This is a genomic window from Vibrio sp. MA40-2, assembly GCF_047302445.1.
Lineage (GTDB): Bacteria > Pseudomonadota > Gammaproteobacteria > Enterobacterales > Vibrionaceae > Vibrio.
On sequence record NZ_CP178627.1, the window covers coordinates 174206 to 189507 of the forward strand.

At 37.0% G+C, this 15302-nt stretch carries 14 protein-coding genes; 7 read left to right on the forward strand and 7 right to left on the reverse strand.

Going from position 1 to position 15302, the window contains the following annotated elements; genetic code table 11:
* Positions 1-49: 49 nt before the first annotated feature.
* From ACLKML_RS00645 to ACLKML_RS00655, 3 genes are all read right to left on the reverse strand, one after another.
* Positions 50-1009 carry a transposase gene (locus ACLKML_RS00645; RefSeq protein WP_413283169.1) on the reverse strand — a complete coding sequence of 320 codons (960 nt, stop codon included), beginning with the start codon at positions 1007-1009 and terminating at the stop codon, positions 50-52.
* 303 nt (positions 1010-1312) lie between these two features.
* Positions 1313-1456, reverse strand: coding sequence for a hypothetical protein (locus tag ACLKML_RS00650; protein WP_317716146.1), 144 nt, complete (start codon positions 1454-1456; stop codon positions 1313-1315).
* Between the two features lie 284 nt (positions 1457-1740).
* Positions 1741-3114 carry an amidohydrolase family protein gene (locus tag ACLKML_RS00655; protein WP_413283170.1) on the reverse strand — a complete coding sequence of 458 codons (1374 nt, stop codon included), beginning with the start codon at positions 3112-3114 and terminating at the stop codon, positions 1741-1743.
* 688 nt (positions 3115-3802) lie between these two features.
* Here ACLKML_RS00655 and ACLKML_RS00660 point away from each other — a divergent pair.
* The 4 genes from ACLKML_RS00660 (at position 3803) to ACLKML_RS00675 (ending at position 7459) form a co-directional block, all read left to right on the forward strand.
* Positions 3803-4789: an ABC transporter substrate-binding protein gene (locus ACLKML_RS00660; RefSeq protein WP_413283171.1), complete on the forward strand. Its 987-nt coding sequence runs from the start codon at positions 3803-3805 to the stop codon at positions 4787-4789.
* Positions 4789-5601 carry an ABC transporter ATP-binding protein gene (locus ACLKML_RS00665; protein ID WP_413283172.1) on the forward strand — a complete coding sequence of 271 codons (813 nt, stop codon included), beginning with the start codon at positions 4789-4791 and terminating at the stop codon, positions 5599-5601. Before ACLKML_RS00660 ends, ACLKML_RS00665 begins: the two co-directional genes overlap by 1 nt.
* A gap of 9 nt (positions 5602-5610) precedes the next feature.
* Positions 5611-6366 carry an ABC transporter permease gene (locus ACLKML_RS00670; protein ID WP_413283173.1) on the forward strand — a complete coding sequence of 252 codons (756 nt, stop codon included), beginning with the start codon at positions 5611-5613 and terminating at the stop codon, positions 6364-6366.
* 88 nt (positions 6367-6454) lie between these two features.
* On the forward strand, positions 6455-7459 hold the full coding sequence (locus ACLKML_RS00675) for an isopenicillin N synthase family dioxygenase (protein WP_413283174.1): 1005 nt from the start codon (positions 6455-6457) through the stop codon (positions 7457-7459).
* Between the two features lie 18 nt (positions 7460-7477).
* Here the strand turns inward: ACLKML_RS00675 and ACLKML_RS00680 are convergent, their stop codons facing one another.
* Positions 7478-8980 carry a diguanylate cyclase domain-containing protein gene (locus ACLKML_RS00680; protein WP_413283175.1) on the reverse strand — a complete coding sequence of 501 codons (1503 nt, stop codon included), beginning with the start codon at positions 8978-8980 and terminating at the stop codon, positions 7478-7480.
* Positions 8981-9893: 913 nt separating this feature from the next.
* On the opposite strand from ACLKML_RS00680, the gene ACLKML_RS00685 reads away from it, so the two are divergent.
* On the forward strand, positions 9894-10109 hold the full coding sequence (locus ACLKML_RS00685) for a hypothetical protein (protein WP_413283176.1): 216 nt from the start codon (positions 9894-9896) through the stop codon (positions 10107-10109).
* Between the two features lie 76 nt (positions 10110-10185).
* Here ACLKML_RS00685 and ACLKML_RS00690 read toward each other — a convergent pair whose 3' ends face one another.
* Complete coding sequence (locus tag ACLKML_RS00690) at positions 10186-10554, reverse strand: DUF413 domain-containing protein (RefSeq protein ID WP_413283177.1); 369 nt, start codon at positions 10552-10554, stop codon at positions 10186-10188.
* A 270-nt stretch (positions 10555-10824) separates the two neighbouring features.
* Between ACLKML_RS00690 and ACLKML_RS00695 the strand changes: the two genes are divergently transcribed.
* Complete coding sequence (locus tag ACLKML_RS00695; protein WP_413283178.1) at positions 10825-11655, forward strand: mechanosensitive ion channel family protein; 831 nt, start codon at positions 10825-10827, stop codon at positions 11653-11655.
* Between the two features lie 2 nt (positions 11656-11657).
* Here the strand turns inward: ACLKML_RS00695 and ACLKML_RS00700 are convergent, their stop codons facing one another.
* A complete protein-coding gene (locus ACLKML_RS00700; RefSeq protein WP_413283179.1) occupies positions 11658-12464 on the reverse strand; it encodes a recombinase A in 807 nt (268 codons plus the stop codon).
* Between the two features lie 24 nt (positions 12465-12488).
* A complete protein-coding gene (locus tag ACLKML_RS00705; protein WP_413283180.1) occupies positions 12489-13547 on the reverse strand; it encodes a GGDEF domain-containing protein in 1059 nt (352 codons plus the stop codon).
* Positions 13548-14020: 473 nt separating this feature from the next.
* Here ACLKML_RS00705 and ACLKML_RS00710 point away from each other — a divergent pair, with 473 nt between their 5' ends.
* Entirely contained in the window at positions 14021-15256 is a 1236-nt protein-coding gene (locus ACLKML_RS00710) for a M20/M25/M40 family metallo-hydrolase (protein ID WP_413283181.1), read from the forward strand.
* Positions 15257-15302 lie beyond the last annotated feature (46 nt).

A 15302-nucleotide genomic window follows, 5' to 3' on the forward strand; every position in this document is an offset into this window, starting at 1 on the left:
TTGCACGTAACAAGAAGCATGATGATACAGATTGCCCTGAAAGATATATTTAATCTAGCCGAAGAAGGTGAATTCTTGTCTTTTTCATATGATATTTTGCATTTGAGACATGTCGATGACAACCAATCGCAGTTATACGTAATTGTTCCAATTGACTAATTGCTTTGTTCCATGTGTCTGAATTTACATTTAAACGTTCTAAAATATTAGGCAAAATGGTTCTTAATACTATCTTTCCAGGACGATATTGTCGTGCTGTCCAATCAATAAGGTCAAGGTAATCCATTAATTTTATAGGGATTCCGTGAGACATTTTGTTGACTTGATTTCCGAGCAACGGATATAAAAACGGAGTATCTTGATACTGTCGCTTTAATTCGACTATTCTGGTTTTGATTGAAGTGAATTCAGATTCTTCAGGTGTTTCAGTCTCTCCAACTCTCAGTGGATTAAGGTCGACATAGACCATGGCTGCAACTAATGCTTTTTCGTCTAATAAGGCTTGGCTTTTAAAACGGCACTCCCAAAAGTGTCCCTTGCAGTCATCTTCTTGGTTAGCTCGCACAGCAATTTCGTAGTTTAGTTCTTTCATAAACCAAGTTACATTCCAGAGTCGATTACGCCAAGAATCTATAATTTTTAAGCATGACTTTTTTTCTGCATTGCTGATGGCTTGGTTTGTTAGCCAACGTTGTATCAAAGCAGGTGGTTTATGATTTACTAGCCAGCGTTGTGCAACTTCAATAGATGATAACGTTAAAGCTTTGTCTCTATTAATATGAAGAACCAAATGATAGTGATTACTCATAATTGCATAGGCGCAAACATCGATACAATAAAACTGAGCGAGAGATTTAATTTTACCTTCTACCCAGGAGCGACGATGTTCATAACTCTTTTGACTATAGGGGTCGATGCCACATAAAAAGCTACGTCTTACACATCGTGAAACACAGTGGTAATAAGGCGTTGATTCAATAGAGACCAATTGCTTACGTGCTGTCGTCATGTGTTTGTTACCTTGAACTTCATCGAGTAGAGGTAGTTAAAGTATCGTCTTGCAGGCAATTGGCTACTCAGTGTGGACAGAATTGAGAGGGAGTAGTAATAAAATCATACTTTGTTAAGACTTTGAGGTGTATGTCCCTTTAGCTCGACTCTCTTTAGTTCTTGCGGTGTGTGTCCTTTTGGTTTTTTGTGTGTGTCCTTTTGGTTTTTTTGTTTTGACAACCAAAAAGAGCCAAGGAAATAGACATGCGATGCCCACTTTCTTGGCTCTTCTTTTGACGCTCTTTTGCAAGAGTATATGTATTTACATAACGATGGCTAAAACTGTTGAAACAGAAAGAACAACTAATCCTGCTAATCTAAATAGAAGAGGGGCTTCATTCATTTCAGTTAGTTCACTTTTTCTCCAAGTTTTTAGAGCGTCTCTTAAATCATTATTTACTGTCATGTTATTCACCTTTAAATGCATTGCCAATCTTGTTTAAATACATTGTATATACGTTGTATTTCGAATGCAACCCATTTGTGTAACTTTTATTTTGTTAACATGAATGTGATGATCTTTAGATCAAACGATCTTTAATAAAGGATCTTATTTGCACGATTAAAATATTTGGCAAAAAATAGTTAGCTTAAATTCAATAAGTTAGAGAGAGGCGACAATTTGAGGGAAACCAGAGCACACTCTTTCTAACCAGTGCTCCGTTTCATTCGGTTTATACTCGTTTTCTTTTAATCAATCGTGGTAAGAAAGCATTTCATCTGTTTTTGTAAATCGCGAGATAACGCCATTGTATCAATACTAGTAAATTCGCCTCTGTCTATAATAAGTTTACCGTTGATAAAACTAAAATGAACGTTCATTGGTTCACCGCAAATTACCGGGGATAGTCTACGGTCGTGAACGGTACTTACTCTTAAGTCATCAATACGGTAAAGAACGATGTCTGCCGCGTAACCTACTTTAATTTGACCTGTTTGGAGGCCGAGGATTTTTGCTCCATTCTCGCTACCCCATTTAATTACTTTTTCTACAGACAGGCTTTCCGCACCATGTTGCGAGCGTTGTAGTAGCCAGGCTAAGTTTAGCTCTTGTAGCATTGAACCTGATTCGGCTGAAGCAGAGCCATCTACACCTAACGAAACCAACATACCAGCGTTATCCATTTGGTGAGCTGGAGCAATACCACTCCCTAGGCGACAGTTTGAAGTAGGGCAGTGCGATATTCCAGTTTTGCTTTGTGCTAGAGTTTGTATCGCTTGTTCATCGGCTTTAACCAAATGGGCAAACCAAACATCTTCCCCTAACCAATTACAGCTTTCAGCATAGTCGACAGCGCTTAATCCATGTTTTTGCTGTGCTTGCTGTTCATCAAAGCCAACTTCTAATAAGTGTGAATGCATTTTTAACTGATGACGACGAGCAAAATCAGCCAATGCAATTAATTCATTTTTTGACGATGAGTGAATAAGACTGGTCGGGGCGACACACAGTCGTTTCATTGAAAAAGGGCTTGAATCATGGTGCTGTTTTACTGTTTCGGTCATTCTAGTCAGTACGCAATCTAACGACTCTGGTTGTAAATTTAGGCTTTTCATTCCTTTGTGGTTACCGGTTGAAGTCGCGCTCCCTCGGCATAAAGTAAACCGAATACCTACATCGTCTGCAGCTTGCCATACGGCTTGTTCCATCTGTTTAGACACATTAGCATGGTACAAATAGTGGTGGTCCGCGCAGGTAGTGGTTCCAGAGCGAATTAATTCATAAAATCCCAGTTTTGCTGCTAGATACATTAATTCTGCAGGAATTTTTGGCCAAAATCGATAAGGAACCGCTGCTAACCAATCGCCTAGACCTTTATTCAAGCCTTCGGGAACGCCTTTTAAAATTGATTGTGCTAAATGGTGGTGAGTATTTACAAAACCGGGGTAAACCACACAATGTTTGGCATCAATGATCGTTTCGGGATCAGAGGATGTTGGAACTAAATCTTGACCGATTTCACAAATAATTCCGTCACGAATGCGAATATCTTTCACAATGGTCTGCTGGGCTAATGATTGGTTTACATAGATTGAATCGGCATTTTTAATAAGGTAATTCATGGTAAAGACTCCTTTTTGAGCAATGTCCTGGGAGTCCCTGACCGCTTATACTCATATCGAAAGAATAAAATGACGCCTTTGGCAGTTCGAAACATCGATGCTAAAAACGTGAATCTTAGAAGCAATAACTAAGCCAAACAAATATATGATACTAATGCTAGACGCTATCTCGATTAACAACCGGTTTACACAAGCGACACATTAGCAATCAAGTGCACTAAATTGGCATGTTATAATTTTGTTAGCACCAACATGGTGCAATATAACGTAATTATGAACCTATCTAGTTAGATTCGGGTATTTAAAACGGGGCACTTAAAACAGGCTGCAATATTACGTGAGTTGTTAGTAATAGTGGATGAAACATTGAATCTAACGGAAATGTAAACAAGATATTTCACGATGGCATACAGTTTGCTAAATAAACATTACCATTGTGAATGAATTGTTATTTATTGGTTCGAGTATTGAGCAATGGAAAATAGCGGTAATGACTACAATATCAGATTAATAAAATACAAGAGTAGAAGCGGTATCTTGATTTGAAGGACAAGGATTAAATCAAGAGAGACATTGCTCGCAACAGCCGGAAAGAAAGCTGCAAATGCAGCCCGGATGGGCGTGAGAGCAAGCGTCACATTCGTTCTTTCCAATGTTTATATACAAAATTGTGAAAGGAATCATCAATATGTTAAAGACTTTAAGCTCAAGTTTTCTATTAACCGCGTTAAGCTTTTCATCTTTCGCGGCAGATAAAGTTAACTTCCAGTTAGACTGGCTTCCAGGTGGAGACAAAGCACCAGTATATGTTGGAATTGATCGAGGTATGTTTGAAAAATACGACTTAGAAGTTTCAATCAATCAAGGACGTGGTTCAACCGAAGCGATAACCAAATTAGCTACTGGAATTTCTGATGTTGGTATTGCTGATATTTCAGCATTATTAGTAGCAAAAGCCACAAATGATATAGCTGTTTCTGCTGTATTCTCTCAATTTAGTCAAGCTCCACACGCCTATTTTATTGTTGATGATGGTTCGGTAAATTCGTTTGCGGATGTCAAAGGCAAGAAAGTAGCCACTTCTCCATTTACCTCTTCAAACTTATATTTGCCTCTTATTCTCAATCAAAGCGGTTTGACTGAAGACGATATTCAATTAGTTAAAGCCGACCCTGGTGCGCTTGGGCCAATGTTAGTTACTGGCAATACAGACGTGGTGATCTCATGGTTAACCAGTAAAGATCGTCTTATCAGTCAAGCTAAACAAGCAGGAAAGACATTGAAAGTAATGCCTTGGCATGAAGCTGGCTTAGAGCAATATGCTACCGCTGTTATAGCAAGTGATCGTTTTCTTGCTGAACGTCCGGATGTTGCAAAGCGTTTTCTAGCGGCTTACGCAGAAGCGGTTGAATACACTTGGGCAAATCCAACAGAAAGTGCGGAATCTATTCATAAAATCGTACCAGAAGTCGATGTGCAAGTAGCCAAAGACACAATTTCATCAATTCATAACTTGGTTTATAACCCAATAAGTGATGCAAGTGGTGTAGGTCAATTCGACCCTAAACATCTTGCTTCTACTTGGAAGTGGACCTCAGCAGCACAAGGGATCGATGAAAATAGTTTCGATCCAGAAACTGCACTTAACCGAGGCTTCGTATTGGAGGCTAAGTAATGACTAAATTTGTTGAATTTGAACAAGTTTCACACACTTATATAACGGATCAAGGCAAAGCGGTTCCCGCTTTGCAAGATGTTAACTTTAGCATTGACAAGAATCAGTTTATTGCTGTTGTTGGGCCTTCTGGTTGTGGTAAGTCAACGCTATTGCGTTTGTTGTCTGGGCTTATTCCTGCCTCCGAAGGTAAGGTTTCTGTCTTTGGTCATCAAGTTGTCGAGCCTAGAGATGATGTTGGCATTGTTTTTCAAAAACCAACGTTATTACCGTGGCTCAGTATTCTTGATAACGTACTGTTTCCACTTAAGCACAAATATAATTATGTCAGTGAGAAAGATAAAGCTCGTGGTATAGAGTTGATTAATATGGTTGGATTAGGAGACTTTCTTACTCAACGACCCGATGAACTGTCAGGAGGAATGCAGCAGCGCATCGGTATAGCCCGTGCGTTACTGCTTGATCCTGAAATACTGATTATGGATGAGCCTTTCTCAGCGTTAGACGCATTAAGTCGTGAAGAAATGGGGTTTGAATTGCAGCGTATTTGGCAAGAGAAACCAAAAACAGTGTTATTCATTACGCACTCTATTTCTGAAGCAGTATTACTCGCCGATAAAGTGTTAATAATGAGCTCTAGACCGGGAACCATAGCCGAAGAGTTGGATATTGAATTAGACAGGCCAAGAAATATTGAGACCATACATAATCCTAAATTTGCTGATTATACCTCGATTATTCGTAAACACATTTACCAACCTCAACCAAAACAAATGGATGATTCGACCACTCCACTTAAAACGGTTGCGTAGGACGACTATATGAACAGCTCAATAGGTAAGTATATGCCTGCCCTTACATTAGCGTTATTGTTGCCTTTTTGGGAACTGATATGTTTCGTGGCGAGTATCCCGGTCTATATTTTTCCAGCTCCAAGCGATATATATGAAGCCTTAATTGGTGTGGAGTTGTCTCGTTGGTTAGGACATTTATGGGCGACACTACATATTGCCATAGCAGGGTTTATTATTGCTATTGTCGTGAGTATTCCTATTGCGATAGCTATGGTTCGCTCTGACTATTTAAAACGGACGATTTATCCATTATTAGTGATTATTCAATCGACACCGGTAGTGGCCATTGCACCGTTACTTATTGTCATATTAGGCACAGGAGATGCGCCGAGATTAGCTATTACTTTTTTAATTACTTTTTTCCCTCTGGTTGTTGCGGCAACAACTGGCATGGAGGCGACACCAAAAGAATTGATTGAGTTGTCTAAATCTTTGCGAGCTAAACCGAGCCGAGAGATATGGCAAATCCGATTACCTTACGCTATTCCTTATATTTTTAGTGGATTGAAAGTGGCGATAACATTAGCGATTATTGGTGCGGTTATTGCCGAATTTGTGGCAGCAGAAAAAGGGCTTGGCTATTTTATTCAATTTTCTACCTCGTACTTTAAAATACCACAAGCCTTTGCCTCATTATTTTTATTATCGATCATTAGTTTACTTTTGTTTCAAAGCATAAAAGTGGTTCAAAAACTATTTTTTAGTTGGAGCATCGGGAAATGATTAGGTAAACCTTTAGAGGAGTAGAAGCGGCAAATCGAATCGATTGGCATTGCTCCATTCAATTAGTAATTAATGAATTGGAGATATTATGAATTATGCACTTGATGAACTAAATTTTGAAACAACAATTGGTGACTTTGGCGGTATTGATAATGATCGTGAAATACCTGTTATTGATCTTAGTGATTTTGATCATCGCCGAGAGGAGATAAAGGAAGCGTTGTGGGATGCAGCAACAAAAGTGGGATTCTTTCAATTAAGTAACCATTCCATACCGATTAGTCTGATACAAAACGCGTTCGCTCAATCTGCTCAGTTTTTTGCTCAAAAAATGGAGATTAAACAGTCGGTTTCTTTACTAGAAGGTGAGAATGCAGGCTGGGAGTATAAGAGTCAAGTTCGTCCTTCAACCGGGACACCAGATGAAAAAGAGTCCTACCAAATAACCCTACCGAAAATGGTAGGGTTATGGCCCGATCAAGAGTTGTTACCTATTTTTCAACCGGTTTTATTGCATATGGAACAGCAAGCTTGGAACTTAGGTATGGATATTTTGTCATGTTTTGCTGAAAAGTTGGGTATGGATAGCGATTTCTTTAAATCCGCGCATGACAGGCAATCTCAACAATATCAATCCACTTTGCGATTAATCCACTATTTGCCAATAACAACAGATCAACCGTTAGCAGAGGGTATATGGCGAGCAGGAGCTCATACCGATTTTGATTGTCTGACAATGGTTTTTCAGAAAAATGGAGAGGGCGGTCTTCAGGTCTGTCCTGGGAAAGATACGTCATCTAATATTGCCAGTTCAAATAGCATTAATGCGTGGACGGATGTAGAGCCTCGTATCGATCTCATTACGTGCAATATTGGCGATATGTTGATGAGATGGAGTGACGATAAATTGAGGTCAACATTGCACCGAGTGCGAATGCCGAATGAGACCGAAGGGAATAAAGCTCGGTATAGTATGGCATTTTTTTGCCAAGCAAATAAAGATCAACTTATTCAAGGGCCACTTAAAAAATACCAAGCGATAACGGCGAGTGACTACATGAAGCAAAGAATACAAGCCAACTTTAAAGAGTGAGTTATTTGCTTAGGTTATTCAATCGCTGTTGTGTTTATTTAAAGCGGTATCAAATTCAATGGCATGATTTTCTAAGCTGGTATAAATATCCATAAGTGAACTGAGCATGCTGTTTTCATCATCTAGAGGAAAATTTAACTCTAGATGCTGTAAAATCTTTTCGTGTTGATTTATGTGTTCAGGTGTTATGTTGAGGTTAAGCTGTTTGCTTATATTAACTTCATTTTGAAAATGTTGTTTAGTACGAGTTATAAAGATAGGCATTTGCGTACTAATACTACTTGGATTCTCGATCATAAATTGAATCATTTTATCCAATTCTTTATGGTCGGTATCAATTTCCTCAATACCGATGGTTAACAGACCGTATTTAGCTTTTGAATATTCATCGGAAAAAGTAATACTGCCACGCTGGACTTTTTTTGAGGAGTACATTGCGTTATCTGCGGCTAATAATACCGAATGTGCGCTATGTGAATTAGGCTCAATAATATGAATACCGATGCTGCAATCAACCTGCAACAAGAGCCCTTGGCTTTGAATAGGTTGCTTAATTACTTTCTGTATGTTGAGCGCTATCTGCTGAATTTTTTGTTTAGTTTTATCCAAAGGACCGACAAAATTAGTCGTTAGTATAGCGAACTCATCTCCGCCAAGTCGGGCTGCAATATCACCGTTCTTACACAAAGTCTTTAATCGATGGGCAAGCTCTATCAGTACCTGATCGCCTATATAATGGCCATATTGGTCGTTGATCGGTTTAAATCCGTCCAAATCAAGATATATTAATGCGCTCATAACTTGTTGATTTTCTGTCTCTTCAACTCGCTTTTGTAATTTTTTATCGAACATACGGCGATTGAAAATATTGGTCAATTGATCGGTATTAGACTCTATTTTTAGTTTGCTTTGAGCTTCCTCTGTGTAGCTAAGTAAAACAAAAACCCCAATAACCGCTGAAAATGCTGGCCAAATAATTTGTGAGTACATACTAGAACGAGCAAATAATTCAGGAGATACCTCCATTAATACTGATCGAGCGATAACTACGAATGCCATCAAAAAATAGGCATAAGCTACAACGTAATCAGCAGGATACTTATTACTTTTCAATTTTAAGAACATATAGCTGATTGCCCAAAATGCAATAGGCACAAACAGGCTGCTAACATGCAAATACTGAATTAAGGACCCATTGGTGATGTAGTATAGTTGTGCGGCGCAATTTAAACTAAATAATACCGTGATGGTTGCCCATGGAATATTAGTTAATGTACGTTTACATGCAAATAGTACCATTCCCCATATAAAGGCGGTGGAGGTGATGGCTGATAGCATTTCTAACAGTACATTTACCTGAAAAATATAAATAAACCAACTTACAAAATTGGCAAAAAACGCAATAATAAAATAAATGATGGAACGAGGATGTTCATCGGTTTCTTTTATTTGTGTGCCAGCAAAAGCGAAAACCATGTTCACTAAGGCAACGCTGCAAAAATAGGCCTGTTCTATGTTCACCGCGATATACCTCATGTATATTTTAGAAAATTATCCTGATCTTCCTCTCAAATTTTATATAGATTTTTACAAACAATCAATTGCATATTGGGTGAGTATCTCAAATTTATATAATAAATTTTTTTATGGCTTGTTTTTGCATTTACCATTGAAACTGCAAAAAAATAGTGTTTATAATTTTTCGCTTAATAATGAATAGTATCAGGCGTTTCAGTTAGCTATACAGGGGGTTGAGGCGGGTGGTTGTAGGGGGTGAATAAAATAGTGATATTTTACTATATCTATATATGTAAATTTTATTATTTTTCATTCTATCGGTGATATTTCTAAATCATCACTCGTATATAGTTTATCACTATTAAACCGTTGTTATGCTACTTTGTTACTTTTACTACGTTATTAGTTAAGTACTTTTAACTATGGTATTACTTAGCTTTGTTGTCGTTGTGTAACTTCGCTGCTGTGCTCGTGTCTCGGCATTGCTGAAACCAAAAACGCTTGCGTCCGATTGATCTTGACATATTGAATCCTTAGGTATTGTTATTAGTCTGAATAAACGCGTCACTAATTTATGATTACACGTTTATTTCGGTATCATGTCCGTGCTCTACTTTATTCATTAAAATTAACGCGAAATTGCGATAGAACGAATAGTTGGAATTATTGAATACGATGAAGTTAAGGGAAACACTGAGGATTACGACAATAATGAAGATATTCTGAGGTTTTACTTTTACTAAATTTGATTAATAACTCTGAGCTACAGAGTGTCGGCAATAATACGCTTGTTTTTCTCATTGTAAAGCATTATTTTTGTATTTTTTACAGAAATGTACCTTGTGATTAATTGGTTAATTCTGGCTAAATGATGTTAGGCTGATGCTGCAGTCAAACAGGCTTTTAAAGGATTACTATGAATGAACATGAATTTTTCACTAAACTGAATGATGCTATCTTACTCGATTTTGATCGCTTCAATCTTTGGGAAAGAGCATTTCTTACTAGTCTTTTAGATAAGGTGATGTTTAAAGAGGAGATTTCAATTAAACAAAAGCAGCGTGCTATTGCAATAATTGACAAACGTTTAAATGCTAAACCCAAGCCTAAACGTGTTAAAGTTAGTAACTAAATTTATAATGTTCGATCGTTAATTAACAAGATAGTAACTGATGAGTTACTATCCTGAAATTTATGATTATCGTTAACTAACAAGCCTGTTCTATATGATGATCACTTGTGTCTGAAAAATCATCAGTATAATTTTCATGGTATTTATTGTTGCTTGTTAAGGTATAGAAATTTCGTCTATTTCTAGCTAACCTAACGTATTTCAGCCAAGTTCGCTCTAATTTTGTTTTTGCTTTTCCGGGATTTTTTATCACTTTTACAAAGTGTTTTTCTTCTGTATTAGTCGGAACAATTTCTCCAGATTCAAGTGCTAACAATGTTTGACCATATGTAGTTAACAGAAAATCTTCTTCTAAAGTAAAGTCACCGGACTTACCAAAGCCGCGTGAAAAAATTTTATTATCATAAAAACGTTTTTCACCTGTTCTAATATCAGTGCTAATCATTTATTTATCCTCATAAACCTTGAACAAGTCTTGTAGAACGAAAGGTATTTCGTATTTCAAAAAAAATACAACAAATAATTTTAGTCTCAACCATAAATTATATTTGTTTACTTTTTACTACATTGGCAATAAGAATTTTTTATTGTTTTAACAAAAATTATTTCGTTTATTTAATTGAAAGTATTCAATATTATTGATGGATTATTTGGAAGTTATTTATAATCCAACCTTTTTTATATGATAAGTATTTACTGATTAGTTGAGTTAACAATGTTTATGCCTGAGATTCAGATATCACCTAAAGTGCTGGTTACTTTTTTTTTCGTATGTGCTGTATTGATATTACGATTTTTGTGGATTACAGCGATTAGACACAATAATTACCCTTTACAGGAAAAACATAAAAACTGGGTCAGTGTAGCCAGAAATGTAACTAATTTAGTTTTAGTCATTGGTATTGGCGTTGTTTGGTTGTCTGAATTACAAAATATAGCGATTTCGGTCGCCGCTTTTACTGTGGCTATTGTCATTGCAACCAAAGAATTGTTGCAGTGTTTTCTTGGTTTTTTTTCATGGATGACTAATCGTCCTTTTAGAGTAGGAGATTGGATTGAAGTTAACGGACACTGTGGAGAAGTGTCCAATATTGACTGGATAAAATTTCGCTTATTGGAAGTTGATCTGGAAAACGGTTATGCCTATACCGGCCGGTCTATAACGGTTATGAACAGCATGTTACTTACTCAATCCGTGATTAATTTAAACTTTATGCGTCGATATGTCATGCACAGCTTTTCGATTGTAAGGAGTAATGAAGTGAATTTATTTGAGCTGAAAAAACCGATATTGGATAAGATTGAAGAATTGATTAGCCCGTTTCAAGAGGTCGCATCCAGGTACTCCAATCTGATAAGTAAACGTTTGGAAATTGAAGCAACATCTAGTGAGCCTTTTATTGATATTCATACTACTGATGTGGGTAATCAGGTGATCTCAATTACGATTTTCTGTCCTACTGAAGAAGCTCATTCATTGGAGCAGAAAATTACTGAATACTTTATGGTGTTTTGGTACCAAAAGAGCAGAGAAAGGGCTTTATAAGGTTAGAGACAATTCATTTCGCTAAAAGCAAATTGTATTTGTTCTGAGGAAAAGCCTTTACGACTTAACATTGCGTAAGCTTTTCCTCGTTCTTTTTGATCATTTATATTGTACTTTTTCTTTACTAATTGCTGTAAACAAGTGTCAAAAAAATCTACTTGTCCAGATTCAATTAGTTTCGCCAATATTGAGTCAAACTCAGTGATATCCACTTTCTTTTGTTTGAGTTCTTGTTTGATAAACAAGGCTCCTTTACCTTTTCGTTGATATTTAAGTATTTCTTTTGCAACATCGACTTTCTCAGCTTTAATTTCAAGGTTCGATTTGAGCTGTAAATAACAAGGGTGCTGTTTTATTGCTTTATCTATTTGATTATAGCTAAAGCCTCGTTTGTATAGCGTAGAGGTAAGGCGTTCTTTGCTGATAGTAAATGTAGAGTAGTAGCAATTAATACGGTTATTGAGTAAGGTCTGCTCACAAATGTTTTGTTGCAGTTTTATGTTATCAATAGCCTCACGGATGAATGATTCTCGAATGCCTTTTTTAATCAGTTTTTCTACAATATAACCACTGCCATATTCATTCATAAAAGCACGTTCAGCGAATTGTTGAGCGAAATCTTGATCGGATTTCAAATAGCCAAAACTTCTCAATTTATCTATGGTGTCTGCTATCCATGCTGGATTGTCTGTTTTCACTCGTAATTTTGCCAACAGTTCGCTTTCGGTCATATCGCGTTGTGCTAAATGCCACAAGGCTGAATTCATGACACTTTCGATACGTTTGGCTTTTCTAACGGGTTTTTGCATGGGCGATTTTAGTTCTCTAGTCGATTAAGTCGTTATGTTATCGGTTAAGCGATCATCAAAAGAAGCGGCGACTACTCGATTCTTACCTAAGTCTTTGGCTTTATAGAGTTGTTGATCGGCACAATCAATAATCGATATTGGGCTTTGACCCATAATTAGCTGCGATACGCCAAAAGAAGCGGATATATTACCAACTTGAATACCTGAGCGTTTGTTTTTTATAGAAATCTTTTCAATAGATTGACGCAAAATCTCCGCAAATTGCTGTGCATCATCAATTGGTGTGTTAGGCATTAATAGAGCGAACTCTTCCCCCCCGTATCGATAAGCGGCGTAGCCGTTCTGACAATTGGTTTTTAATTTATTGGAGATAGCCTTTATTACTAGATCACCAAAGACATGGCCATAATTATCATTTAGACGCTTAAAGTTGTCTATATCGATCAAAATCAAACACATTGGGTGGTATTGCTCGGAAGTACAATAATTAAGTAAATCTTTATCAAATGCACCTCGATTGAACAGGCCAGATAAGCTGTCTTGAAGCGCATCATTTTGTACTTTCTCTAACTCTTTTTTCAGATTAGTGATTTCGGCACTGGCAGAGCTCATCTGTTTGTTAAAATATTGAGCAGAATTAGTCACGTCTTTGGAATTTTGTACAAACGTCTGTACTAATGAAAGAAGATCATCAAATGAGATAGATTCACTGTCGATTTGTTCTAGATCGGAAAAGTTACTTTCAACCGATTTTTCAAATGTCGCGGTATCTGCCAGCGTATCTTGCATGGAAAGATAAACTTCGTTGATTAACACTTCGAGGCTGGATTTCAGATCTCGTATGTTAGATTCGGTCCTTCCCGTGATATGGTTTTGATAGAGTTCTTTAGTATGGCTAGGTAAACAAAAACCATATTTATCAATAATTTTATCCAGTTCTCGATTTAGATCTGGTTTGCTTTTTTCAACGTAGGTGTACCACAATTCGTAATTTTGTGGAGTAGTGGGAGTCTGATACTTTATCATTAAAGGAACGGTTGCCTTGAGTGTTTTTGCCGCTTTCTGAAAATCTTTATTTGCCATTGCTTTGCTACAGTCCTTTCGTTCCCTTTAAACTTAATAAAATACGTCAGTCTATTGAGTTTATTAAAATTTTTCTTTGTTGACTAAAATATCACAAATGTCATGGATAAAATAAAAATAATTACTTGATGAGTTTAAATTCAAGTATGAACTCCAACCACTAAACTTTGGAATTGTGTTTTTACTTATCGAAAATCAATGGATTAATATGTTTACGTTGTACATTAAATACCCATTGAATAATGGTTCATAGGTGGCTAAAAGCAGAATAACTAAAAGAAAAAATGGGCAATAATTAACTGATCTATCATTTAATGTTATGGCTTTATTTTATCACTTTAATGCAATATTTTATTTTATATTAAATATCAATATTAGTGTGAATAGTAATAATTTTATTTGGAAATGGCTTGAATTAACTGGCATAAGTGATTATTTTAGCTGAAAATTTCAGATGAACATAAGAGTAACCCATGAGTAAAAAGATTAACGATAAAGCACAAATTAATGACGACAAACTTGAAGAGAAATGGTTAAGTCCTATGCGTCAGGAGCAATTTGATTTTATGTCAAAGGTATTATCTTCTCCATCGCCAATAGGTTTTGAAGCAGCGATGAGTTATGGCGTAATTAAACCGGAGTTTGAATCGTTTATGCCTACAACTTGGGGGATTCATCAGTTTAAATCTAATGCTAGTATCGTGTTCGATTCTCATCCTGGGCGTGATGATTTAACCAGTATCATGATCGTTGGTCATGCCGATAAAATTCGCATGCAAGTACGAAAAATTGATAGTGATGGAAAAGTGTGGATAAATACAGATTCATTTTTACCAACCACGTTAATAGGGCATGAAGTTAAGGTGTTCTGCCAAAACCCTGAAAAACTAGGAAGCTTTAAAGTTATTCAAGGTTGTACGGTAGAAGCTCTAGGTGCTATCCATTTTTCTACGCCTTCGCAACGGACTGGTGAACAGGGCATTAAACCAGAATCAATTTACTTGGAATTACATACTCATGGTGACGATCGTAAAGCTCAAGTGGAAGCTTTGGGGTTACGAGCCGGTGACCCAATCTTACTGGATCGCCCAATCAAGCGGGGTGTTGCCGACAATACCTTTTATGGTGCATATCTAGATAATGGTTTAGGTTGTTTCTCGGTTACAGAAATAGCTCGTATTTTAGCGCAAGAAAACTTAGATAATATCCGTGTATTTTATACTATTGCCACCCATGAAGAAATTGGCCGATTTGGGTCAACTCAAGTCGTTGGTGAACTTAAACCTGACATCTTAATTGCCACTGATGTAAACCATGATTACGAAGCAGCTCCCGGAATTGGAGCTCGTAATATGAACCCGTTGAAAATGGGTAAGGGTTTTACAATGACTCGTGGCTCCGTTGCGTCTGAGTTTTTAGTTCAGACATTAGAACGTGTATGCCGTGAACAGAAAATACCTTATCAGCTTGATTTTGCTGGTCGCGATATGGGAACAGATGGAATGGCGGCAGCACTGGCTGGTGTTGATAGTGCTGCGATTTCTATCGGCTATCCGATTCGAAACATGCATACATCATCAGAATCTGCGCATACAGGGGATCTCTTGGCATCAATTGAAGCCATTACCCAATTACTACGCCATTTTAATGGTGTGGGGATTACTCGCGATGATCTTAAAAATAGCCATGTTCGTTTAGATAACCTGTAATTTATTTTTGCTCATATATTCACAAACTATAGTCAGTATGCTTTAG